Origin of the sequence: Amycolatopsis sp. (assembly GCF_035546795.1) — a bacterium.
Taxonomy (GTDB): domain Bacteria; phylum Actinomycetota; class Actinomycetes; order Mycobacteriales; family Pseudonocardiaceae; genus Amycolatopsis_E.
In genome coordinates, this window is the sequence record NZ_DASZWC010000068.1 from 316,083 (window position 1) to 338,548 (window position 22,466).

21 protein-coding genes are annotated in these 22,466 nt (G+C 68.2%); 5 read left to right on the top strand and 16 right to left on the bottom strand.

The window, feature by feature from the left end; genetic code table 11:
* Nucleotides 1-45: 45 nt before the first annotated feature.
* Genes VHD82_RS34625 through VHD82_RS34635 form a run of 3 tightly spaced genes read left to right on the top strand, consistent with a single transcriptional unit; the run spans nt 46 to nt 3,880 of the window.
* Entirely contained in the window at nt 46-1,527 is a 1,482-nt protein-coding gene (locus tag VHD82_RS34625) for a right-handed parallel beta-helix repeat-containing protein (protein ID WP_414637621.1), read from the top strand.
* Entirely contained in the window at nt 1,527-2,720 is a 1,194-nt protein-coding gene (locus VHD82_RS34630) for an O-antigen ligase family protein (protein WP_325713413.1), read from the top strand. The genes VHD82_RS34625 and VHD82_RS34630 overlap by 1 nt, the downstream gene beginning before the upstream one ends.
* The gene (locus VHD82_RS34635) at nt 2,717-3,880 is read left to right on the top strand and encodes a glycosyltransferase (protein WP_325713415.1); all 1,164 of its coding nucleotides are present in this window, start codon (nt 2,717-2,719) and stop codon (nt 3,878-3,880) included. The genes VHD82_RS34630 and VHD82_RS34635 overlap by 4 nt, the downstream gene beginning before the upstream one ends.
* 241 nt (nt 3,881-4,121) lie before the next feature.
* On the opposite strand, the gene VHD82_RS34640 is transcribed toward VHD82_RS34635, so the two are convergent.
* The 5 genes from VHD82_RS34640 to VHD82_RS34660 form a co-directional block, all read right to left on the bottom strand.
* Nucleotides 4,122-4,871 carry an SDR family NAD(P)-dependent oxidoreductase gene (locus VHD82_RS34640; RefSeq protein ID WP_325713417.1) on the bottom strand — a complete coding sequence of 250 codons (750 nt, stop codon included), beginning with the start codon at nt 4,869-4,871 and terminating at the stop codon, nt 4,122-4,124.
* A 2-nt stretch (nt 4,872-4,873) separates the two neighbouring features.
* On the bottom strand, nt 4,874-6,520 hold the full coding sequence (locus VHD82_RS34645; protein WP_325713419.1) for an AMP-binding protein: 1,647 nt from the start codon (nt 6,518-6,520) through the stop codon (nt 4,874-4,876).
* A 151-nt stretch (nt 6,521-6,671) separates the two neighbouring features.
* Nucleotides 6,672-7,415, bottom strand: coding sequence for an SDR family NAD(P)-dependent oxidoreductase (locus VHD82_RS34650; protein WP_325713421.1), 744 nt, complete (start codon nt 7,413-7,415; stop codon nt 6,672-6,674).
* Between the two features lie 2 nt (nt 7,416-7,417).
* A complete protein-coding gene (locus tag VHD82_RS34655) occupies nt 7,418-8,419 on the bottom strand; it encodes a beta-ketoacyl-ACP synthase III (RefSeq protein WP_325713423.1) in 1,002 nt (333 codons plus the stop codon).
* Between the two features lie 134 nt (nt 8,420-8,553).
* A complete protein-coding gene (locus tag VHD82_RS34660; protein ID WP_325713425.1) occupies nt 8,554-9,210 on the bottom strand; it encodes a NeuD/PglB/VioB family sugar acetyltransferase in 657 nt (218 codons plus the stop codon).
* A 98-nt stretch (nt 9,211-9,308) separates the two neighbouring features.
* Between VHD82_RS34660 and VHD82_RS34665 the strand changes: the two genes are divergently transcribed.
* Both VHD82_RS34665 and VHD82_RS34670 read left to right on the top strand, forming a co-directional pair.
* On the top strand, nt 9,309-9,935 hold the full coding sequence (locus tag VHD82_RS34665) for a phosphatase PAP2 family protein (RefSeq protein WP_325713427.1): 627 nt from the start codon (nt 9,309-9,311) through the stop codon (nt 9,933-9,935).
* A gap of 362 nt (nt 9,936-10,297) precedes the next feature.
* On the top strand, nt 10,298-10,474 hold the full coding sequence (locus VHD82_RS34670) for a hypothetical protein (protein WP_325713429.1): 177 nt from the start codon (nt 10,298-10,300) through the stop codon (nt 10,472-10,474).
* Between the two features lie 48 nt (nt 10,475-10,522).
* Here VHD82_RS34670 and VHD82_RS34675 read toward each other — a convergent pair whose 3' ends face one another.
* The 11 genes from VHD82_RS34675 to VHD82_RS34725 form a co-directional block, all read right to left on the bottom strand.
* Nucleotides 10,523-11,977 (bottom strand): right-handed parallel beta-helix repeat-containing protein, encoded by a 1,455-nt coding sequence (locus tag VHD82_RS34675; protein WP_414637618.1) that lies wholly within the window; start codon nt 11,975-11,977, stop codon nt 10,523-10,525.
* A 108-nt stretch (nt 11,978-12,085) separates the two neighbouring features.
* Nucleotides 12,086-13,393, bottom strand: a complete 1,308-nt coding sequence (locus VHD82_RS34680) for a glutamate-1-semialdehyde 2,1-aminomutase (protein WP_325713431.1) — start codon at nt 13,391-13,393, stop codon at nt 12,086-12,088.
* 4 nt (nt 13,394-13,397) lie between these two features.
* Entirely contained in the window at nt 13,398-13,946 is a 549-nt protein-coding gene (gene rfbC / locus VHD82_RS34685) for a dTDP-4-dehydrorhamnose 3,5-epimerase (RefSeq protein ID WP_325713433.1), read from the bottom strand.
* A 2-nt stretch (nt 13,947-13,948) separates the two neighbouring features.
* Nucleotides 13,949-15,130 carry a polysaccharide pyruvyl transferase family protein gene (locus VHD82_RS34690; protein WP_325713435.1) on the bottom strand — a complete coding sequence of 394 codons (1,182 nt, stop codon included), beginning with the start codon at nt 15,128-15,130 and terminating at the stop codon, nt 13,949-13,951.
* Nucleotides 15,127-16,071, bottom strand: a complete 945-nt coding sequence (locus VHD82_RS34695) for a glycosyltransferase family 2 protein (RefSeq protein ID WP_325713437.1) — start codon at nt 16,069-16,071, stop codon at nt 15,127-15,129. Before VHD82_RS34695 ends, VHD82_RS34690 begins: the two co-directional genes overlap by 4 nt.
* Entirely contained in the window at nt 16,068-17,357 is a 1,290-nt protein-coding gene (locus tag VHD82_RS34700) for a hypothetical protein (protein ID WP_325713439.1), read from the bottom strand. Before VHD82_RS34700 ends, VHD82_RS34695 begins: the two co-directional genes overlap by 4 nt.
* Nucleotides 17,358-17,360: 3 nt before the next feature.
* Complete coding sequence (locus tag VHD82_RS34705; protein WP_325713489.1) at nt 17,361-18,599, bottom strand: DUF4910 domain-containing protein; 1,239 nt, start codon at nt 18,597-18,599, stop codon at nt 17,361-17,363.
* Nucleotides 18,600-18,601: 2 nt separating this feature from the next.
* Nucleotides 18,602-19,624 (bottom strand): SDR family oxidoreductase, encoded by a 1,023-nt coding sequence (locus tag VHD82_RS34710; RefSeq protein ID WP_325713441.1) that lies wholly within the window; start codon nt 19,622-19,624, stop codon nt 18,602-18,604.
* A 3-nt stretch (nt 19,625-19,627) separates the two neighbouring features.
* Nucleotides 19,628-20,353: a PIG-L deacetylase family protein gene (locus tag VHD82_RS34715; protein ID WP_325713443.1), complete on the bottom strand. Its 726-nt coding sequence runs from the start codon at nt 20,351-20,353 to the stop codon at nt 19,628-19,630.
* Nucleotides 20,350-21,147, bottom strand: coding sequence for a sugar phosphate nucleotidyltransferase (locus tag VHD82_RS34720; RefSeq protein WP_325713445.1), 798 nt, complete (start codon nt 21,145-21,147; stop codon nt 20,350-20,352). The genes VHD82_RS34715 and VHD82_RS34720 overlap by 4 nt, the downstream gene beginning before the upstream one ends.
* A complete protein-coding gene (locus tag VHD82_RS34725) occupies nt 21,144-22,379 on the bottom strand; it encodes a class I SAM-dependent methyltransferase (RefSeq protein ID WP_325713447.1) in 1,236 nt (411 codons plus the stop codon). Before VHD82_RS34725 ends, VHD82_RS34720 begins: the two co-directional genes overlap by 4 nt.
* Nucleotides 22,380-22,466 lie beyond the last annotated feature (87 nt).

Below are 22,466 nucleotides of genomic sequence, written 5' to 3' on the forward strand. Positions count from 1 at the left end.
TGCTTCGTGAACCGACCGGCCCGCTGGACACTGACGCTGCTCGCCGTGCTGTCCCCGGCACTGGCGCTGGCCTGCAGCTCACCGTCCACTTCGGACACACCGGCGGGCCCGGGTGCGCCGACGGCGGAAAGTTCGGCCGCGGCGGTGTGCGACAAGGAACCGGCCGGGCCGAACGCCGCGCCCGCCGGAGCGGTGACGGTCGACCCGGCGGTCGCCGGTGACCTGGTGACCAAGACCCGGAACAGCCCGGCTGGCACCACGTTCTGGCTCGCGCCCGGCGTGCACCGGATCGGCGACCAGAAATACGACCAGGTGGAGCCGAAGGACGGAGACGTCTACCTCGGTGCGCCGGGCGCGGTGCTCGACGGCAAGCAACTCAACCAGTACGCCTTCACCGGGCACGCGTCCGACGTCAAGATCCAGCACCTGACCGTGCAGGGCTTCGACGCCCCGCGCGACGAAGGCGTGGTCAACCACGACTCAGGCGACGGCTGGCTGATCGAGCACAACACGTTCCAGCGCAACGGCGGCGCGGCGCTGATGGCGGGCGCGCGGCAGCAGGTGCGCGGGAACTGCCTGCGGGACAACGGCCAGTACGGGATGAACGCCTACAAGGGCGACGGCACGATCACCGGGCTCGTCGTCGAGGGCAACGAGATCACCGGCAACAACACCGACGACTGGGAGACCAAGGAATCCGGCTGCGGCTGCACCGGCGGGATCAAGTTCTGGGCCGTCAACGGCGCCGACGTCCGCGGCAACTGGGTGCACGACAACCGCGGCAACGCGCTGTGGGCGGACACGAACAACAACGACTTCCTCATCGAGGGCAACGTGATCGAGAACAACGACGGTGCCGCGATCGAGTACGAGGCCAGCTACAACGCCACGATCCGCAACAACACCATCCGCCGCAACAACTGGGTCGACGGCCGCAAGTACGCCGACCGCGGCGACAGCTTCCCGGTCGCCACCATCTACATCTCCGAGTCCGGCGGCGAACCGCGGATCCCGGCGCGCACCAAGACGCTCGACATCGAGGGCAACGTGCTGGAGGACAACTGGTCCGGGATCACGTTGTGGGAGAACGCCGACCGGTTCTGCAACAGCCCGGCCAACACCTCCAGCGGCAGCTGCACGCTGCTGGTGCCGGGCGTGGATCAATGCACGCAGCCGGGGATCGAGACGGCGCCGCTGCTGTCGGACTGCCGGTGGAAGACGCAGAACGTCGAGATCCATGACAACCGGTTCACCCTCGATCCGACCGTGCTCGGCTGCTCGGTCAGCTGCGGGCGGATGGGCCTGCTGTCCAACTACGGCACCTATCCGGACTGGTCACCGTACAAGGGTGACGTGATCCAGACGGCCATCACCGAGGACCAGCACAACACGTGGCACGACAACACCTACGTCGGCCCGTGGACCTTCGTCTACGGCGACACCAGCCAGATCCTCGACACGTTCCAATGGCAGGGCTCGCCCTACCTGCAGGACGAGGGCAGCACCTTCGCGCGGGGGAACGGCTGATGGCGACCGTCCAGCTCGAACCGGAAATCCGTGTCACCGAACGGGTTCCGCGCGCGGTCGCGGTGGCGTGGTGCCTGCTGATCCTCAACACGCTGGGCTCCACCGGGGCGCAGACGATCATCCCGATCCCGCGCTCGGTGATCCAGATCGTCACGATGGGATCACTGATCACGGCGTTCTTGCTGGCACTCGTGGTGAATCTCAGGGTGCGCGTCCGGCCGAACGCATACCTGACGCTGTTGACCCTGCTGCTGGTGGTCAGCGTGCTTTCCAGCGCGGATCTGCAGTCCGGGCTGGGCGCGCTGTTCCGCTGCTTCCGGCTGTCGGTGTTCATCTCGACGTTGTGGCTGCTCACGCGGTGGTGGGACGGGCGGATGCACTTCGTCCGCTACCACATCAAGGGCTACGGCATCGTGCTGCTTTCGGTGGCGATCGGGCTGGTGGTGGCGCCCGGCAAGGCGATGCCGGCGATCTACGGCGGCCGGTTGTCCGGCGCGATCTGGCCGCTGACCCCGCCGCAGATCGCGCAGTACGCGGCGGTGGTGTCGGGGCTGGCGCTGCTGTTGTGGCTGGGCAAACGGGCCGATCGGCGCAGCGTGCTGCTCATCGTGATCCCGGCGGTCGCGCTGCTGTTGCTCACCCACACCAGGACGGCCACCCTCGGCCTGATCATCGGCCTGCTCGTGGCGCTGCTCTCGCTGGGCCTGACGAACGCGCGGGCGCGCAAGGTATTCGCCATCGTCGCGCTGGTCGCCGGTTTCTGCGTCATCGCGCTGGGTTCCCTGCTGCAGGCGTGGTTCCTGCGCGGCCAGACGGAGGACAACTTCTCCAGCCTGACCGGCCGGGCGAAGGTGTGGGACGCGCTGCTGAACGCACCGCGCACGGTCTTCGAGCAGCTGTTCGGCGTCGGTCTCGGCGACAAGTCCTATGCCGGGCTGCCGATCGACAACAGCTGGCTCGCGGTGTTCCACGAACAGGGCCTGGTGGGCTGCGCGTTGGTGGCCGCGTTCCTGTTGATACTGGTCAGCGTCGCGATCCTGCGACCGCCGTCGCTGGAACGGGCCTGCGCGATCTTCCTGATCGTCTACTGCATTTCGGCTTCCTACACCGAAGCCGGGCTGGGTGACGCCTCGCCGTACCTGCTGCACCTCGCCGTCGCCGGTTCGCTGCTGGCCCGAAGGGAGACCCGGTGAAGGTCCTCGTTGTGCACAACCGGTACCGGTCAGAGCAGCCCAGCGGCGAGAACAACGTGGTGGACCAGGAAGTCGAGCTGCTCGCCGGCGCCGGGCACGACGTGCGGCTGTTCGAGCGGCGCAGTGACGACATCGCGTCGATGTCCTTGCTGGAGAGGGCAACCGTGCCGCTGCGGGTGCCGTGGAACCCGGCGTCGCGGGTGGCGCTGGCCGAGGTGCTGCGCGCGGACCGGCCCGACGTCGTGCACATCCACAACACTTTCCCGCTGCTGTCGCCCTCGGTGCTCGCCGCCTGCACCGACGCGCGTGTGCCCGCCGTGGCGACGCTGCACAACTACGGCATGGTGTGCCCGCCCGGGACGCTGTACCGCGACGGGCATCTGTGCGGGGAATGCGTCGGCAAGAAACCGGTTCCGGCCGTGCAACACGGGTGTTACCGGGGTTCGCGGGTGGCGACCTTGCCGATGGCGGTGAACGTCGCGGTCAACCGGCGGCGCTGGTGGTCGGGCATCTCGCGGTTCCTGTGCATCTCCGACGCGCAGCGGCAGGTGCTGATCGGTGGCGGGATGCCGGCCGAGCGGATGCTGGTGAAGCACAACTTCGTGGCCGAGCCGGCCGTCCGGCGCACGCTGCCCGGCGAGTACGTCCTGTATCTGGGGCGGCTCACCGAGGAGAAGGGCGTGCGGCTGTTGATGAACGCGTGGGAGCGGCTCGATCTCGGAATGCCGTTGGTACTGGCCGGAACCGGTCCGATGCAGGACGAGGTTTCGCGCTGGGCCGCGGCCCGCTCCGACGTGCGCTACGTGGGGCTGGCGGACAAGGCGCGGTGCCAGGAGTTGATCGCGCGGGCCGCCACGGTGGTGGTGCCGTCCACCTGGCTGGAAGCTTTCGGGCTGGTGGTGGTGGAGGCGATGGCGGCCGAGGTCCCCGCTGTCGCGGCCGCGCACGGCGCGTTCCCGGAGCTGATCGAGGACGGCGTTTCCGGCGTGCTGCACCAACCGGGAGACGTGGCCTCGCTCGCGGAAGCCCTGCGCCAGGTGATCGCCCCAGCCCGGAACCGCGAGATGGGCGAAGCGGCACGATTGCGGTACGAGAAGGGCTTCACGCCGTCGGTCGGCCTGGACAGGCTCGTCGCCGCGTACGAATCGGCGATGGGCTGAAACAGCTCGCGGACACGATCACACCCGACTAGAGATCGTGCCCGCGAACCGTACTGTGCCGTTCGTTACCAACCCGACCACAGTCACGGCTGAAATGGCTTTCTACCAGCACGTCGGCTGTCGACCGTTTCCGCCTGCTTTTGGTCGGGTTGGTAACGCAACGCGTGCGCTGGCTGCGTACGCGTTCCCGTGACGCCGCGCCGGCCGCGTACCCCGCTCCACAACACGCGACCGCCGGACGTCAACGGAGACTGGTGCCGATGCTGATGCCGCCGTCCACGTCCAGCACCACGCCCGTCACATATCGGGCGCCTTCCGAGCACAGGAAAGCCGCAGCCTCCGCGATGTCCGTCGGCTGCCCGACCCGCCGCACCGGTATGCGGGACGCCAGCTTCTCCCGCGCGCCGGCGTCCATCGAGGCGAGCATCGGCGTCTCGATCAGCCCCGGCGCGATGACGTTCGAGGTGATCCCGTGCCGCGCGCCCTCCAGCGCGATCGTGCGGGCCATCCCCACGATGCCCGCCTTCGCCGCCACATAGTTGGCCTGGCCGAAGTTCCCGCGCCAGCACATCGAGGACATCGACAGGATCCGGCCGTATTCCTGGATCTTCATCTGCCGGAACGCCGAGCGGGCGCAGTGGAACGAGCCGCGCAGGCTCACGTCGAGCACCAGGTCCCAGTCGTTGTCGGTCATGGATTCGAGCCTGCTGTCCCGGATCACGCCCGCGTTGTTCACCAGCACGTCGACCCGGCCGAAGTTCGCCACCGTCTCGAACAGCCACTGGTCGACCTCGCTCCCGTCGCTGACGTCCACAGTGGACGCCACCGCGCGCTCGGGCCCGCAGAGCTGCGCGGTCTCCTTGACCGCCACCGAGTTCACGTCACACAGCGCCAGCTGCGCCCCCTCCTCGGCGAACCGCAGCGCCATCGCGCGCCCCAGCCCCTGCCCCGCCCCACTCACCATCACGACACGGCCAACGTAGCGCTGCATCTTCACTCCCCGGCCTCGGCCCGGCGGCGCTGCCGGAGTACGTAACGTTTGATCTTGCCGCTGGGCGTCTTCGGCAGCTCCGGCACGAAATGCACCCGCCGCGGATAGGCGTGCGCCGAGTACTTCGTCTTCACCAGCTGCTGCAGCTCGCGTTCCAGCCCGGCATCGCCGCCTTGCCCGTCGCGCAGCACGACATACGCCTCGAGCACCTCGCCCCGGATCTCGTCCGGCGCCGCGATCACCGCGGCCTCGGTGACCTCCGGGTGGACCACCAGCGCGGACTCCACGTCGAACGGCCCGATCCGGTAGCCCGCCATGATGATGATGTCGTCGTCCCGGGAGACGAACCGGAAGTAGCCCTCGTCGTCGAGGTACCCGGAGTCGCCCGTGAGGTACCAGCGGTCGTCCTCGCTGAACTTCTCCTTGCTCTTCTCCGGTTCACCGACGTAGCCCCGGAACCAGGCGAGCGGACTGGCCGACAGGTCGCAGGCGATCTGCCCGGCCACGCCCGGTTCGGCGGGCTCGTTCGCGCCGTCCCGCAGCACCACTGCTGTCCAGCCCGGCATCGGGCGGCCCATCGAGCCCGTCTTGAGCGGACGGCGCAGGCTGGGCTGGTGGTGGTTGTTGATCAGCATGCCCGTCTCGGTCTGGCCGTAGTGATCGTGCACCGGCACGCCCAGCGCTTCGCGCGCCCAGTCGTTGACCTCCGGCGTGAGCGGTTCACCGGCGGCGGACGCGGCGCGCAACCGCAGCTTCCGAGGCGCCGTGAGCCCGGCCGCGCGCAGCGACCGGTACACCGTCGGCGCGGCGGCGAAGTTCGTAACCTCCAGTTCGGACAGGACATCGAAGGTCAGCTCCGCCGAGAAACCGCCGCGCAGCAACACACTCGGCACACCGGTGCAGAGCGAGCCGAGGATCCCGTAGTACAGCCCGTAGCTCCAGCCCGGGTCGGCGGCGTTCCAGAACGTGTCCTCCGGGCGAACGTCCAGCCCGAACTCCATATAGCAGTGGAAACTCGCCAGCGCTCGCAGCGGGACTTCCAGCCCCTTCGGCTTACCTGTGGTGCCGGAGGTGAAGGTGTGCAGCAGCGGCGCGTCCCCGCCGAGGCGGGCCGCCGGGAAGCCGGTCGACTGCCTGGCCAGTAGTTCGGCGAAGCTTTCGTCGCCGAGTTCGCCGGCTCCGCCGACGACCACGATCCGCCATTCCGCCGGTTCGTCCCGGACGAGCTTGGACCGCTGCTCCGCGTCACACAGCACGACCTTCGCCCGGCTCGCGGCCAACCGCATCTCCACCGCGGGCGGGGCGAAGGCGGTGAACAGCGGCACCTGCACCGCGCCGATCCGCCAGATTCCCAGTAGCGCCACCAGTTGTTCCACGCTCTTGCCCAGCAGCGTGGCCACCCGGTCGCCGGGCCGAACCCCCAGTTCGGCCAGCCCGGCGGCGAACCGTTCCGAGGCCTCGCGCAGGTCCCCGTAGGTCAGGTGCTGGATCGACAGATCCCGGTCGACGACCTGGTAAGCGTGCGCGTCGGCCGGATGGGAGTCACACAGCAGCTCGGCGGCCGCGGCGTCGGGGCTGCCGTAGGTGTCCAGCAGCTCGCCGACACGGGTCAACGGATCTGTACGTGAGTGCTGGTCAACCAGGCTCATCGGCGCATCGCCCCACTCTTGGTCGCGCACGGAGAAAACGGGCACACAAGAAACCGCCACTGATGGCCACGCGGCCATCAGTGAGCGTGTTTCGCCTATAAAAACAGTTGGTTCAATTTAGGCACAGTGCCAGAGTGGTGTCAACGCCTCCTCAGGTCAGCCCATAACCCCCATTCACCGGAATGACCTGCCCGGTCACGTAGCTCGCCTCGTCCCCGGCGAGGAACGAGATGGCGGCGGCGAGCTCGGGCGCCGCACCGAACCTGCCGAACGAGGTGCGGGAGCGGATCTGTTCGCTCAGCCGGTCCGATTCGAGGAACGCCGTACCGAGCCCGGTGTCGAAGAAGCCCGGGGCGACCGCGTTGACGCAGATACCGTCCGCCGCCCAGTCCGCGGCCAGCGCCCTGGCGAGGCCTTCGATGCCCGCTTTCGAGGCCACGTATGCGCTCAGCCCGCGCCGGGGCTGGGCGGCCATGATCGACGAGGTGAGCACCAGCCTCCCGCGCCCCGAGGCAGCGAGATGGTCGTGCGCCGCGTGAGCAGTGAGGAACGCGCCGGTCAGGTTCACGTCGAGCACGCGCCGCCAGGTCTCCGCGTCGAGTTTGTGGGCCTTGTGCGACGGCGGCGCGATGCCCGCGTTCACGACCACGGAATCGACCCCGCCGAAGTGTTCCGCGATCTGCTTGAACCCGGCGTCCACCGCAGCCTCGTCCGAGACATCGCAAGGCACCGCGATCGCTTCGGCCGGCAGGCTCTCCGCCAGTTCGGTGAGCGCTTCGCCGTTGCGGGCCAGCAACCCGAGGCGGGCGTTCTGCTCCGCGAAAACCTGCGCCAGCACCGCGCCCACGCCGCGGCTCGCGCCCGTGACGACAACGACCCGTCCATCCAGCGCCATCGTCACACCCCGGCCTTCGGCAGCGCCCAGCGCATCGCGGCGCCACCCCAGGTCATCCCGCCACCGAAGGCGATCATGAACAGCAGGGCGTCCCGGTTCAGCAAACCCTTGCGAACCGCGTCGTCGAGGGTGATCGGCACCGACGCGGCGCCGGTGTTCCCGTACCGCTCGACCGTCAGGTGCATCACGCCGGGCGGGAGGCCGAGCGTGTCCGCGAGGTCTTCGAGCATGACCCCGTTGGCCTGGTGCGGGACGAGCAGATCCACCTCGGAGAGGTCGACCTCCGCGCACTTGAGCAGTTCGCGCACCAGCTCCGGGAGCACCTGACCGGCCAGCGTGCGCACCTCGCGACCCAGCATCTTGAAGTGGTGCTCGCCCGCATCGAGGGATTCCTTGGTCGCGGGAAGGCGGCTGCCGCCACCGGGGATCCGCACATAGTGCGAGGTTGTGCCGTCCGAACCGAGTGTGCTGCCCAGCAGGCCGTGCCCGTTGCCGGACTGCCCGAGCACGACCGCGCCCGCCCCGTCCCCGAACAGCACGCAGGTTTTCCGGTCGGTGTAGTCGAGGATTCGCGAGTACACGTCGGTGCCGATCACCAGCGCGTTGCGCGGGAACGGGCCGACCGAGAGCATCGCGTGCGTGGACACCAGGGCGTACAGGAATCCCGAGCAGACCGCGTCGATGTCGAAGGCCGCGGCCCGGCTCGCGCCCAGGTTCGCCTGCACCAGGCAGGCCGTCGAGGGCATCGGGTAGTCCGGGGTCGACGTGGCGACGACGATGAGGTCGAGGTCGCTCGCGCTGATCCCGGCCGCCTGGAGCGCCTGCTGCGCCGCCTGCGTCGCGAGATCGGAGGCAGCCTCGTCGGGGTGTGCCACCCGGCGCTCGCGGATGCGGGTCTTGTCCACGATCCACTGTTCGCCGATACCGAGCCGCTGACCGAGTTCCGCACTCGTGAGGACCGTCTCCGGAAGATAAGAACCAGTTCCGAGAATAGCGGTGTTCACAATGAATCTCTTCCTCCTGCCGGCACGAACTCGCCATTTCGAAATTCGCGCTTCCCGGGCCGTTGGCGACAGAATCAAGACTTTCAAAGCGCGCCGGGAGCGGACAGGGGACGTTTTCACCCCGCCACTTTCCGTTACCGCACCAGCGGCCTGGCCGGTACGCCGGCGACGGTGGCCCCGGCCGGCACGTCGCGGGTCACGACCGCACCGGCGCCGATCACCGCATCGTCCCCGACCGAGAGGTCCGGCAGCACGATCGCACCCATCCCGACCAGCACCCGGTGCCCGATCCTGGTGCGGCCGCCGACGATCGCGTGCGGTGAGACGATCACATAGTCACCGAGCACGGCGTCCTGCCCGATCAGGGAGTTGACGTTGAAGACGGGCTGCCTGCCCACGGTCGCTCCCTCCTCGATGTGGACACGCTGGGTGATGACCGCACCGGGCGCCAGTGTCACATCGCTCTCGAAGAAGGCGCTTGAGTGAATGACGGAGACGGTTTCCCGGCCTGCTTCCATGGCGAATTCGTCGAGCGCCTGCCTGCGCGCCGGGTTCGCGACCCCGATGGCGTAGCAGGCGTCCAGCTCCTTCAATGCCTCGTCGGAGCCGAGAACGGGGTAACCCTTGAGCGTGCCGGAACCATTTCCGAGCTGTTTGTCCAGGAATCCCTTGAGTACATAGCCGGACGAGCGTCGTGAATTCAGATCCTCGATCAGCCCGGAAATCTGCCGGGCGAGGTCACCGGCACCGATGATGACGACTTCGGGGCGGTTCTTCGATTCGGAACCCATTGCCCGAATACTAGTGAACGACCGGAAAAGGAATACACAACGCGAATTTCACCGCCGCCGGGAGAAACGAACCGGGGTCGCGGCCCGACTCATCGGGTGTGACCGTCGTATCCGCGCCTCCGGCTCTGCCGCGCGCCTTGCGTCTGCCGACCGGGGTGATCGCCGTGGTCGCGGCGTTGGTGGTGCTCGTGCAGGCCTTCGCGTACGCGGGCGAGAGCAGCGGCGAGTGGGTCGCGCCGGTCGACGGGTTGCAGGGGCCGTTGCGGGATGTCGCGCTGGCCATCGACTTCCTCGGGGAGCCGGTCGGCTCGGTGCTGGTGCTGGTGGTGCTCGTCGGCGGGTGCTGGTGGGCCGGGCGGCGGCGGTCCGCGGTGCTGGTGCTGGCGGCCGCCGGCGTGACGGTGGGCGTGACGACGTTGCTCAAACCGGTGGTGGACCGCACGATTCACGGGGATTACCTGTCGTTCCCCAGCGGGCACACGGCGTTCGCGACCGCGCTGGTGTTCGTGCTCGCCTTGGCCGCGGCCGACCGGTTGCAGCTGGGGCCGGCGGCCGGGACAGCGCTGGTGCTGGGGGTCGCGCTGCTCGCGGGCGCTGTCATGGGATGGACGGAGGTCGCACTGAGCGCGCACTACCCGACAGACACCATCGGCGGCTTCTGCACGGCGTTGGCCGTCGTGCCGCCGACGGCCTGGGCCGTGGACCGGGTGACCAGCAGGCTCTGACGTGCCGAGAAGCCGTGGCCCGCTCCGGCTACGTGACAAAGCGGCAGCCAACCCCTGACGATCCGTGTGAACGCCGAAATAGACCTCGACGGTTTCTCCTCTCAGGCGGACGGGCCGCCCGTGTCGCTGCGCGTGCCCGGTTTCGTCCCGGGTGAGTCGTATGGGCACGACCGGACTGTCTGCGAGTATGGGCCGGACCACGCTCGACCCCGAGCTGGACAACCCGGACTGGCCAGGCCGGAAGGTCTTCATGCGGACCTCGCGGCCGCTGACCGTCCCTGAGGGCAGGGACGTGCACATCTGCCGTACCCCGGCCGAGGTGGTGGACCAGCTCGAGGCGAGCGACCTCCCCGGCGACGCGCATGGTGCTCGGCGGGCCGAGCACCATCCGGGCGTTCTCCGAACTGGGCGTGGTCGGCACCCTGGAGATCCAGGTACTGCCGATCCTGGTCGGCAGCGGTCTGTCGCTCTTCCCCCTCGGCGACGGCCAGTCCCCCTCACTCTGGAGCGGCAGGAGCGCTACCCGGACGGCACAGTGAGCCTCCATCACCCGACCCGCGGCTGACCACGGCCTGGAAAGACCATCGTCAGCACCCCGTCGGGCCGCCGTTGAAAGACGTGCAGGTGTCTTGGGATGTGGCTTGCCAGGCGGCGGGGCTCAGGACGTGGCTGGGATCCCCGCGGACAAACGTCCACGAGCCGCCGTAGGTGTTGTCGTGCCAGTGGTTGTCCTGGGTGACGATGGCGTCCTGGACCCGCGTGCCCTGGTACGGCGACCAGTCGGGGTAGGTCCCGTAGTTGGACAGGATCGCCATCCGGGAGCACAACCCGTTGCCGCACAAGGAAGGGCTCACCTCGAACGTGTTCTCGCTGATCTGCACGTGCTGCGTCTTCCAACGACAGTCCCCGTACAGCGGCTCCGAGGCGATCCCCGGCTGGGCGCAGTCGGCCTTGTGTGGCACCAGCAGCGTGCAGTAGCCGGAGGAGGTGTTGGCCGGGCTGTTGCAGAACCGGTCCGCGTTCTCCCACAAGGTGATCGCCGACCAGTTGTCCTCGAAGTGGTTGCCGTGGATGTCGATCGAGCTCGTCCGCGCCGGTACACGCGGCTCCCCGCCGGACTCCGACACGTACACCGCCGCCACCGGAAAGTCGTCGCCGCGCGCCTTCCCGGCCACGATGTTGTTGCGCCGGATGGTGTTTCCGCTCAGCACCAGGTTGTAGCTGATCTCGTAGAACACCGCCTCGCCATCGTTGTCCTCGATCAGGTTGTTCTCGATCAGGAAGTCGTTGTTGTTCGTGTCCGCCCACAGCCCGGGCCCGTGGTTGCCGTGCACCCAGTTCCCGCGCACGTCCGCCCCGTTCACCGCCCAGAACTTCACGCCACCACTGCAGCCGCAACCGGGTGACTTGTGCTCCCAGTCGTCGGTGTTGTTCCCGGCGATCTCGTTGCCCTCCACCACCAACCCGGCGATGTCGTCCCCGTCGGCGTAGGCGTTCATGCCGTACTGACCGTTGTCCCGCAAGCAGTCGTGCCGCACCTGCTGCCGCGCGCCCGCCATCAGCCCGGCGCCGCCGTTGTGTTCGATCGTGCTGTTCTCGATGACCCAGCCGTCACCCGAGTCGTGGTTGACGACTCCCTGATCCTGCGGCGGCACGAAACCACGGACCGTGAGGTTCCGGATCGACACGTCCCGGGCCTGTCCGGTGAACGCGAACAGGTTCACCCCTCGCCCGTCGAGCAACGCCCCGGGCGCGCCGAGGAACGAATCCCCCTCCTTGGGCGAGATCTGGCTGTACTGATCGGCTCTCAGCACGTGCCTTCCCGGCGACAGCCAGAACGCGGTACCCGGCGGATTCTCCCGTGTCACAGCGGAAAGATCAGTACCGGGCGCGATCGTCACCGCGCCGGAAGGCGCGCTCGGGTAGGTGGCCGGCTGGTGATCGCAAACCGGACCGGGCGCCGCGTAGACAGCCGGAGCGGCCAACACGAGACCGGTCAGCAGGAGCAGCGAACTGAGGAGAACAAAGGATCTTCGGAACACACGATCGAAACTACCGAATCGGATCACGCACCGCAGTCACCCGGAAGCGGGGCGAATTGTTCCACCGCGTGATCTCCATCGACACATGGTCAGTAACTATCGAACCCCTCAGGCGAACTGACGGAACACCGGCTTGACCGCGCGGCCGCCCATCCACGCCGTCGGATCGCCGGCGTCCAAAGCCTTGCGGTACACCACACAAGCCTGACCCACCACGTCGATCGTCCGGTCGATGTCCTCGTCACTCAGCGCGGAACTGACCACAAAGGACGGTCCGATGATCCCGCCGGCGATCAGCTGACGCAGGAAAAGCGTGCGGTACTGCGGCGAAGGATTCCCGTGCTCGTCCAACGTCATGAACACCAGGTTGCTCGCGCGGCCCCGCACCTGCACGTGCTCCTCGACACCCATCCCGGCCGCCGCCGCGCGAACCCCGGCCGCGAGCCGCGAGCCGAGCTCGTGCAGCCGCGCGATGGTGCCCTCCTCGACGTAGGTCTCCATCACCGCCATCGCCGCGGCCAGCGAATGGGATTCCGCGCCGTGCGTGGTGGACAATAGGAAAACCCGCTCACGCGAATCCCGCAGGCCGCCCTGTTCCATGATCTCCCGGCGTCCGGCGAGCGCCGAGACCGCGAAGCCGTTGCCCAGCGCCTTTCCGAACGTCGACAGGTCCGGCTGAACGTCGTACAGACCCTGCGCACCGGCGTCGGCCCAGCGGAAACCCGTGATCATCTCGTCGAACACCAGCAACGCCCCGTACGAGTGCACGAGGTCGCGCAGCTTCGCCAGATAGCCCGGCGCCGGTTCGAACTGCGTCGCCGCCTCCAGGATCACGCACGCGATATCCCCGCCCTGCAACAGTTTCTCGGTCGCTTCGAGGTCGCCGTACGGGAACTTCACAGTCAGCGGCGCCGGTATCCCGGCGGACATCGGCGTGGTGCCGATGAACCAGTCGTCGGTGGAGAAGAACGGGTGGTCACCGCACACCGCCACCTTCGTGCGGCCGGTCGCCGCCCGCGCGAGGCGCACCGCGGCGGTGGTCACATCGGAACCGTTCTTCGCGAACTTCACCATCTCCGCGGTCGGAATCGTGGCCAGGAACCGTTCCGCCGCCTCGATCTCCAGGATCGACGGGCGCACGAAGTTCGAGCCGCGGACCAGCTCACGGCGGACTGCTTCCACCACCCGGGGATGCGCGTGGCCGAGGCTGACCGCGCGCAGCCCCGAGCCGTACTCGATGTACTCGTTGCCGTCCACGTCCCAGACGTGCGCGCCGTTCCCGTGCGAGATGACCGGCGCCATGCCCTCCGGGAACTGGTCGTCCCCCTTGGCGTAGGTGTGCGCGCCGCCCGGGATCAGCGAGTGCAGTCTCTGGTTGGCCCGGCGGGACCGCAACAGCAGTTTGGCGGTGTCCATGACATTACCTCGAAACTCTCTGTGTTTCGGCGAGTGTCGGCGCCTGTTTGTCACGCTCGGAGATCAACGTGACCGGCAGCGGCCACGGGATGGCGAGTTCCGGGTCGTCGTAGGCGATCGTGACGTCCTCGGACGGGTCGTGCGCGCGGTCGATCCGGTACGAGACATCGGCCGGATCGGTCAGTGCCTGGAAGCCGTGCGCGCAGCCGGCCGGAATGTAGAGCGAAACCTGCGTTTGCCCGGAGAGCTCGAAGTACTCCTGGTTACGGTAGGTCGGCGAATCCGGCCGGAGATCGACGACCACGTCGAACACCTCGCCGTAGGAACAGCGGACGAGTTTCGATTCACCCGCACCGGCACGCAGGTGCATCCCGCGCACGACGCCTTTGACGGAACGGGAAATGCTGTCCTGCAGGAAGGAATCCGGGTCCACCCCGGCACCTCGTGCGATGTCGGCGTCGAAGGTGCGGCTGAAGAAGCCGCGCTCGTCGGCGTGCGGTGTGGGCTGGAACAGCAACGCGCCCGCGATCCGTGGCACCGGTGTCACCCGCATGGTCACCGCCTCCCGCCGGGGAAGATCGCGGACAGCGCCGCGAACTGGTCCTTGAGCCGTTGCGTGTTCGCCGCGTTGCGCTCGGCCAGCACCTGCCCCAGCGCCGCGGACCGCTCCTCCAGCTCGGTGAACTGGGCGAACAGTCGGCCCGCGTCGACGTGGCGGGCGGGATGACGGAACTGCGCCAGCCCCATCTCCGCCATCAGCATGTCGTTCTTCTCGGCGTACCCGACCGAAAGGGTCGGGCGGCACATCTTCAAGGCGCACAACACGTTGTGGAACCTGGTCGCCACCACGGTGTCGACCGCGGCCATCTCCTGCATGAGATTGTCCAAAGAGGACAGCGGGGCGGCGGAGACGTGCTCCGCGCCGTACTCGGCGATGATCTCGTCGAGCACCGGGGTGTCCACCTGGTCGCCGTGGAACAGCCGCACCGGGCGGCCACGCTCGACCAGCTTGCCGACGAAGGATTTCATACCGTCCACATAGGACCGATAGATCTCCTCCGCGCGGTCGCGTTCGTCGTTGTCACCGCGGAAGGCCATCACGCCGACCCCGACCACGCCGCCGGACGGCGAACCCACCGGCGTCGGCAGGGCGAACACCAGATCGGGATAGACCTCGTCCGCGCTGGTGTCCACGCCCATCGCCGTCATCGCGTCCCGGGAGATCGTGTCCCGGTAGGAGCGGTAGGAGGCCAGCCGCGCGGCCCACTTCACCAGCGTGCGGGTGGCGCGGTCGCCGATCACGTTCGCGCCGACGCTCACCAGCGCCACCTTGGTGCCCGCCAGCCGGGCCGACGCGCACAGCAGGAACATCGAGTACGGGAAACCCCACGGCCGCAAGGGAAGCGTCGCCTCCAGCACACCCATGCCGGGCACGATCACCACGTCCTGGCGCCGGACCCACGCATACGTGCGGAAGACGTCGATGAGCTTTCCCAGCCCCTTCAACGCGATCGCCCGGACCCCGGAAGCCGTCCGGTACTCGCCGCCGTACCAGTGCAGGGCTTTCGTCGCGATCCCGTACCGGGCGGCCACCAGATCCGGCCCGCCGCACAGCGCGCTCAGCTCGGCGTCCGGGTGCTCGGTGCGCAGGAAGCGAAGCACCGCCTCCAGCGACCCGTCATTGCCGAGGTTGCCCGAGCCCAGCAGCCCGAACAGCCCGATCCGCAGCGTGCTCATCGGACTCTCCCCTCGCGCCCGGGCACCAGGTCGTCGACCGAGAACGGCTCGAACCCGGCCTGCACCTGGTCCTCGAACCGCTCGTCGGAACCCGATCGCGCCCTGCTCGTGGCCCATTCGCCCAGGTAGCGGTAGCACTCCAAGCGGTCGGCAGAGGACAGGGGTACGCGGCGGATCGCACTCACGAACCCCCACACGTACTCGGCGAGCAGCCGCGCCGTGGGGTGCAGATATTTGTTGGCGCGCTTGGGATCCAGGTTCGCGCACCGGGTCCGCTTGGTCGGGTTGGCCCGCTCGGCGCGCCCTGGGTGATCGCGGCGGAAGAACAGCAGCTCGGGCACCTGGTAAAACGCGCCGCGCAAGGCGACCTCGGCGACGAACGTGCGGTCCGCGTGGTGGTAGCTGTCGTGCGGCTTGACCTTGCGCAGCACGTCGGTGCGGATCACGCCGTAGAAGTCGTCCCCGCCCGGCTCGAACAGCAGGCTGCGGAACCGCTCCGGCGCGCGCGGGGAGTCCGTGGCGAGCCGGTAGTCGAAGGGATGGGTCACCATGCCCTCGCCGTCGATGATCGCGTTGTGGGAGTGCGCCAGGACGATGTCCGGCCGCTCGTCCAACGCTTCGACGCAACGCAACAGCAGGTCACGGCCGTACAGGTCGTCGTGCGAGGCCCATTTGAACAGCTCGCCGCGCGCTTCGGCGAACACGTAGTTGTGGTTGCCGGCGGCGCCGATGTTCTTCGCCAGCCGGATGTAGCGGACGCGCGAGTCCTTCGCGACGTAGGTCCGGCAGATCTCCTCCGTGCCGTCCGTGGACGCGTTGTCGGAGATGACCAGCTCGTAGTCCTCGAAGCTCTGGCCGAGCAGTGCGTCCAGCGATTCGGCGAGATACTCCTCCCCGTTGTAGACGGGCAGGCCGAGGCTCAGCCGCGGAACACCGGTCATGACGTCCTCATCTCTTCCTTGCGGGCGTGTTCACGCAGACCTGCGCGCAGCTGGACCCACCAGATGGCGGAGCCGATGATGGTCGCGCCGGCGACCCCCCATGCGGACCCGACCGCACCACCGACCAGTGCGCCGATCAGCCCGCCGGTGACATAGAAAATGGAGGCGATCACCTGCGAACGCAGGCTTCGCCTGGCGAGCCCGAGCGCACGCAGGCCGGACGCGGCGCCGGTGGAGAAGCTGGCGCCCATCACCGAAAGCGTCGCGGGCAGGATCAGCGCGGACGCGCTCGGCCACACCGAGCCGAGCATGTGCACGCCGACCGTCTCGGGCAGCAGGAACAACAGGAACACGCCCCACAGCGCCGCCGCCGCGGCCTGCCCGCCACCCAGCAGCAGGCAGAAGAGTGGCATCCGGTGAGGCGCCCGGCGCAGCACCCGCGCCGCCTCGGCGACGGTCACCAGCGAAAGCCCCATGAGGACCGCTTGGAACGGCCCCATCAGCAGCTCCGCGCCGCGCACCGTACCGACTGCCGCGAGCCCCGCGAGCCCGCCCAGGCCGTACGCACGCAGCTGCGAAGCGCCGCTGTTGCTGACGTTCTCGACGAGGTAACGGAAGCTGAGATCCCGCTGCTCGCGCAGCCAGCCGACGATCGCCGACGGACGGGGCAGCAGGCCGATCTGGAAGCAGCCGTAGATCGCGGCGACCGCGGCGGACAGCCCCCATCCCAGCACGAAACCCAGCACGCTGCCGTTCTTGGCGGCGAAGATCATGGCCGGTGCGAGCGCGACGCCCCACACGATGTCGTTCACGAAGGCCTTGTGTCCTTGCCCCGCCGCGAAGAACCCGAACCGCCAGGCGTCCTGCAGGAGGAGCGCGGGCAGCACGATGCCGAGCCCGATGAACGCGAGCCCCACCTGTCCGCCGATCGCGAACCCGACCAGTACGCACAGCACACCGGTGGCGACGCCGACGGCCAGCGCCGTCCCCGCCGCGCGCGCGGTCGCGATCCGCCACACGTCCGTCGCGACACCGCTGAAGCGCACCATCAGCGGATCGGTGGCGACCCCGCGCGAGATGTTGATGATCACCCCGTAGGTCACCCACGCGAGGCTGAACACCCCGAACGCCGTCGCGCCGAGCGAACGCGCCACGTACAGCCCGACCGCGAAGTTCGTGAGACTGGAGACGGCCTGGTCACCAAGGCCCCAGCTGATCCGGCCCGCCATCGCGCGCAGGGTGTTCGGCCGCACCGCGCGATGCTTGCCTTGGGTGACCTGGGACATTCCCTACTCCTTCAAGAGCGCCGCGTCGTGCAGGGCACGAGCGGCGTCGGCAATGGTGTCGAAGGGAAGTCCGGATCTTTCCGCTATGTCGAGGAGGCTGTGCTCACCGTCGGACAGGTTGAGCACCCACAACATCGCCAGTTGCGCCTGTTTGGCGTCGCTGCGGCCGCCGAGCGCGTCGTACAGCCCGCGCTTGCCCAGTTGCGGCTCGCCGTAAGGGCTGAGATTGACGTACCGGCGGTCGCGGTCGAGCACCGAAAAAGCTTGCTGGCACGCCGAAAGCGTGTCCGCCAGCTTCTCCGGCAGTACGAAGTCCGGGTTGTCGCCGGAGGTGTGGTACTCCGGGTACCGCGCGTACGGCGTGCGCGAGAGCGAGCCGACGCCAAGATTGAACCCGGGCGAGCAGAACTGCCGCTCGTCGTAGCCGTATGGCGAGAACTCGACGATCTCGTGCTCACGCTCGCGCAGCACGTATGCCAGTACCCGGTCGATCTCCGCGTCCCCGCGCCGGCTCTTCTTGTACGTCAGGTGCCCGGCGTCCCCGGCGCAGGCCAGCACCAGCCCGTGCTTGACCTTTTCGATGCGGTCGGCGTTGCGCGCCAGCCAGGTGATCGCGCCGATCGTGCCGGGCATGAACAAGAAGCGGTAGGTGTAGAACGGGTTTTCGAGCGACCGGGCGAGCGCCACCGCCACCGCGATCCCGGCCAGGTTGTCGTTCGCCAGCGAAGGGTGACAGGTGTGGCAGGACACGATCACCTCGTCGGTGACCTGCCCGGGCACCACGTGCTCGGCATAGGTGAGGTGTCCATCGTCCAAAGTGGAATCGATGCGCACCTCGTACTCGCCGTCCGGCATCCCGTCGAGTGTCTCCTGCGTGAGGCAGAAACCCCAGTTCTCGGCGTAGTAGCTGGTGCGGTACGGGATCAGCGACGGCTGTTCGGGCAGCGTGTGCAGGTGCCCGCGCAGCTCCGCCAGGCTCATCGTGGCCGCCACCGGCGTGCTGTAGCCGACCACGTGCAGGTTCGACGCCTGGAAGTCCACCACGCGGCGGCCCTCCGAGGCGATGTACGCGTCGCTGATGTTCCACTCCCGCGGCACGGTCCAGTCGAAGACCTCGGTACCGGTGGGAACCTCGTAGGTGTCCAGTGGCAGGTACTCGGAGACGATCTCCAGCGTGCGCCGCACTCCGTCACCGGTGATGCTGCGGCACAACGGGTACAGCCGGCGCACCAGCTCGTGCATGTTCACCGGAACCGCAACGTCTCGTCGACGGCCGCGCCCGCCATCCGGTCCTGTAGCCACGCGAGCCTGGTGAACCGGCGCTCGAAGTCCTGCGTCGTCAGGCGGTGCCGCTGATACGCTTCGACCAGTTCCACCGCGCCGTCCTTGACCGACCAGTCGCAGTGGAAACCCGGGATCGCCGCGCGGAAGCGGGAGAAGTCCACCCGGTACGAGCGCGGGTCCGCCCCGGCCTCGCCGGTGATCGTCAACCGCGAACCGGGAACGGCCTCGGCGACCTGCTCCGCGATCTCGGCGACGGTCACGTTGTTGGCTTCCGTACCGATGTTGAAAGCCTTGTCGTGCACCGCTTCCCTGGGCGCGACGAGCGCGGCGGCGAACGCGCGGGCGATGTCCTTCGCGTGTACCAGCGGACGCCACGGCGTACCGTCGGAGAGCACCCGCACCTCGCCGGAGAGCACCGCGTGCCCGACCAGGTTGTTCAGCACGATGTCCGCCCGCAGCCGAGGCGAGAACCCGAAGGCCGTGGCGTTGCGCAGGAACACCGGGGTGAAGCCGTTGTCCGCCAGCTCGTGCACGTCGTCCTCCACGCGCACCTTCGACTCGGCGTACGGCGTGACCGGGCGCAGCGGCGCGTCCTCGCCGACCAGTCCGTCGCCGCCCGAGGCGCCGTAGACCGAACAGGTGGATGCGTACAGAAAGCGCTTCACCCCGGCGTCACGGGCCAGGCGCGCGAGCCGGACCGCCGCGCGGTGGTTGATGTCGTAGGTCAGCTCGGGGGCCAGCGCGCCGAGCGGGTCGTTGGAGAGCGCGGCCAGGTGGATCACCGCGTCCACATCGGACACGTGCTGGTGGGTGGCGTCCCGCAGGTCTACGGTGTACCCCGGCGGGTCGGCCGGCATCGGGCCGAGCACGCAGCTCTCGAACAGCCCCGAGTCGAGCCCGACCACCTCGTGGCCCGCCTCCGCCAGCACCGGCGCCATCACGGTACCCAGGTAACCCTGGTGCCCGGTCAGCAGTACGCGCATGATTCACCCCTCTGTTTCCTGCGGGACACCCGCACCCGATCGGTCCTCCCCGCCGCGCTCCTGCGTCGCACTTGCTGCGTGCGGGGCCTCCAACGCGAGAGTCAGCTTGTTGACGTAGAACGCTTCCGCGTAGCGGGACGCGCATTCGATTCCGCGAATCCTTGCCAGCCCCAGGAAAGCCTCGCGGTCGTACCATGGACGATGTCGCTGCGAGGCATAGTGTTGTTGCAGCAGAACGACCTTTTTCTCGGCAATTTCGCCCGACAGTGGCTGGTAAGTGTTCGGGCGGCCCAGATCGCCGTCCCATTTCACGATCTCGTAACCCAGCACGAGGTGGTCACGGAACGCCGTCGGCACCATTTTCGCCAGCCCGCGGTGGTCCTGGTGCGCGTCGTCCACGCGCGGCGCCAGCACCAGCTGCGGGTCGGTGCGCGCCCGCAGCTCCTCCAACGCCGACTTCGCCTCGTCCCAATGCGCCGGCAACCGGCCATCCGGCAGCTTCAACACCGTCACGTCCACGTTCGCACCGGGACAGAACGCGGCCAGCGCGGCGCGTTCCTCTTCCTCGCGCGCACCACCGCCCCCCGAAAGCACCAGTGCGTCGACGCGCAGGCCTGGCCGGCCGGAGCAAAGCGCCAGCAGCGTGCCACCGGCGCCGATCGCGATGTCGTCGCAATGCGCGCCGAGCACCACCACGCGGGCGAGCGGGCCGGCCGGCAGCCGGATCACGCGATTCTCGCGGCGGCGCGCGCGTGCTCCCACAGCGCCCAGGGCCGGGCGCCCCGGGTGTAGCCCTCATCCAGCGCCGCGCGTTCCTTCACCGTGTCAGTCGGCTTCCAGAACCCGCGGTACGGGTACGCGAGCAGCCTGCCGCGCTTCGCGAGCTCGGCACAGCCGTCGGCCACCAGGTCGCCGTTCTCCGGGATATGGTCGAAAACCTCCTGGCGCAGCACGAAATATCCGCCGTTCTCCCACAGCGGCATCTCGCTGACCGCGGTGATCGAGCCGACCATCCCGCCCTCGTCCATCTCCACGCAGTGGAACGAGGACTGCGGCGGTACCACCATCATCGACGCGCCCGCGCCGGAGGCGGTGAACTTCTCGATCATCTGCGACAGCGGGGCGTCGGTGAGCACGTCGGCGTAGTTCGCCAGGAACATCTCGTCCCCGTCGAGGTGGTCACGCACCCGGCGCAGCCGCTCTCCGATCGGCGACTCGATACCGGTCTGGATGAACGAGATCGACCAGTCGGAGATGTCGGTGGACAGCAGTTCCGGTTTGCCGTCCCGGAGCACGAAATCGTTGGACGCGGTTTCCTCGTAGTTGAGGAAGAAATTCTTGATATGGTGGGCGCCGTAGCCAAGGCACAGGATGAACTCGGTGTGCCCGAAGTGCGCGTAGTAGCGCATCACGTGCCAGATCAACGGCCTCGGCCCGACCATCGCCATGGGCTTGGGCACATCGGAGGCGCTACCGCTGCGCATCCGCATTCCGTATCCCCCGCAGAACAGGACGACCTTCACGACTTCACCTCGACGATTTCCAGACGTGGAATGGGAAAGACCAGCCTGCCGCCCCATTCCTCCACATAGGACAGCTGCTCGGTCAGTTCTGCCCGGAGGTTCCAGGGCAGGATCAGGACGTAGTCCGGCCGGTCCGCGGCGATGCGCTCGGGCGCCACGATCGGGATCCGGGTGCCGGGAGTGAACCGGCCGTGCTTGTAAGGGTTGCGGTCCACCGTGTAGGCCAGCAGGTCCGGCCGGATACCACAGTGGTTGAGCAGGGTGTTCCCCTTGCCCGGCGCGCCGTAGCCGACCACGGTCTTGCCCGCTTCGGCGGTGTCGGTGAGGAACCGCAGCAGGTCGAGACGCACCCTGGCGACCTGCGCGGCGAACTCGGTGTAACCGGACAGCTCGTGCAGTCCGGCGGCCTTTTCCTGGGCGAGCACGTCCACCACACGCCGGCTCGGCTCGCCGGCGACGTCGGCGGGACGCGCCCACAACCGGATCGAACCGCCGTGCGTCGGCAGCAGCTCGACGTCCACAAGGGACAGTCCGCCACCCGCCAGCGCCTGGCGCGCCGATTCCACCGTGTAGTACTGGAAATGCTCGTGGTAAATGGTGTCGTACTGGATTTTCTGGATGAGCGTGAGCAGATGCTGCACCTCGATCGAAACCCAGCCGTCGTCGGCGACCAGCGCGCGCAGACCTTCGGTGAATCCGACGATGTCGGGAATGTGCGCGTAGACATTGTTGGCGACGACCAGGTTCGCCGGCCCGTGCTCGGAACGCACGGCGGCGCCCGTTTCCGGGCCGAGGAACGCGGTGAGCGTGGGCACTCCGGCGTCGCGGGCGGCCTGCCCGACGTTCACCGAAGGTTCGATGCCGAGGCACCGGATTTCCCGGTCCACCACATGCTTGAGCAGGTAACCGTCGTTGCTGGCCACCTCGACGACGAAGGAGTCGGCGCCGAGCCCGGCCCGGTCGACGGCGCCGGAGACGAACTCACCGGCGTGCGCGACCCAGGAAGCCGAATACGAAGAGAAATAGGCGTATTCGGTGAACGTTTCTTCCGGGGTGATCAATGGCGGGATCTGGGCGAGCCAGCAGGACGTGCAGACCTTCAGGTGCAACGGGTACGTCATCTCGGGTTCGTCGAGCTGATCCGCGGTGAGGAACCGCTCACAGGGTGGAGTCGCGCCGAGATCGACGACACTTTCCATACTCGTCGAACCACAGAGTCTGCACTTGGTCATCTGAGTCGGCTCCCCTGGCTCGCGAACGCGGCGTACACCCCTGATTCGGGGCCCACGGGAGTCTTGTTACAAAGCCGGGTGAGCGCG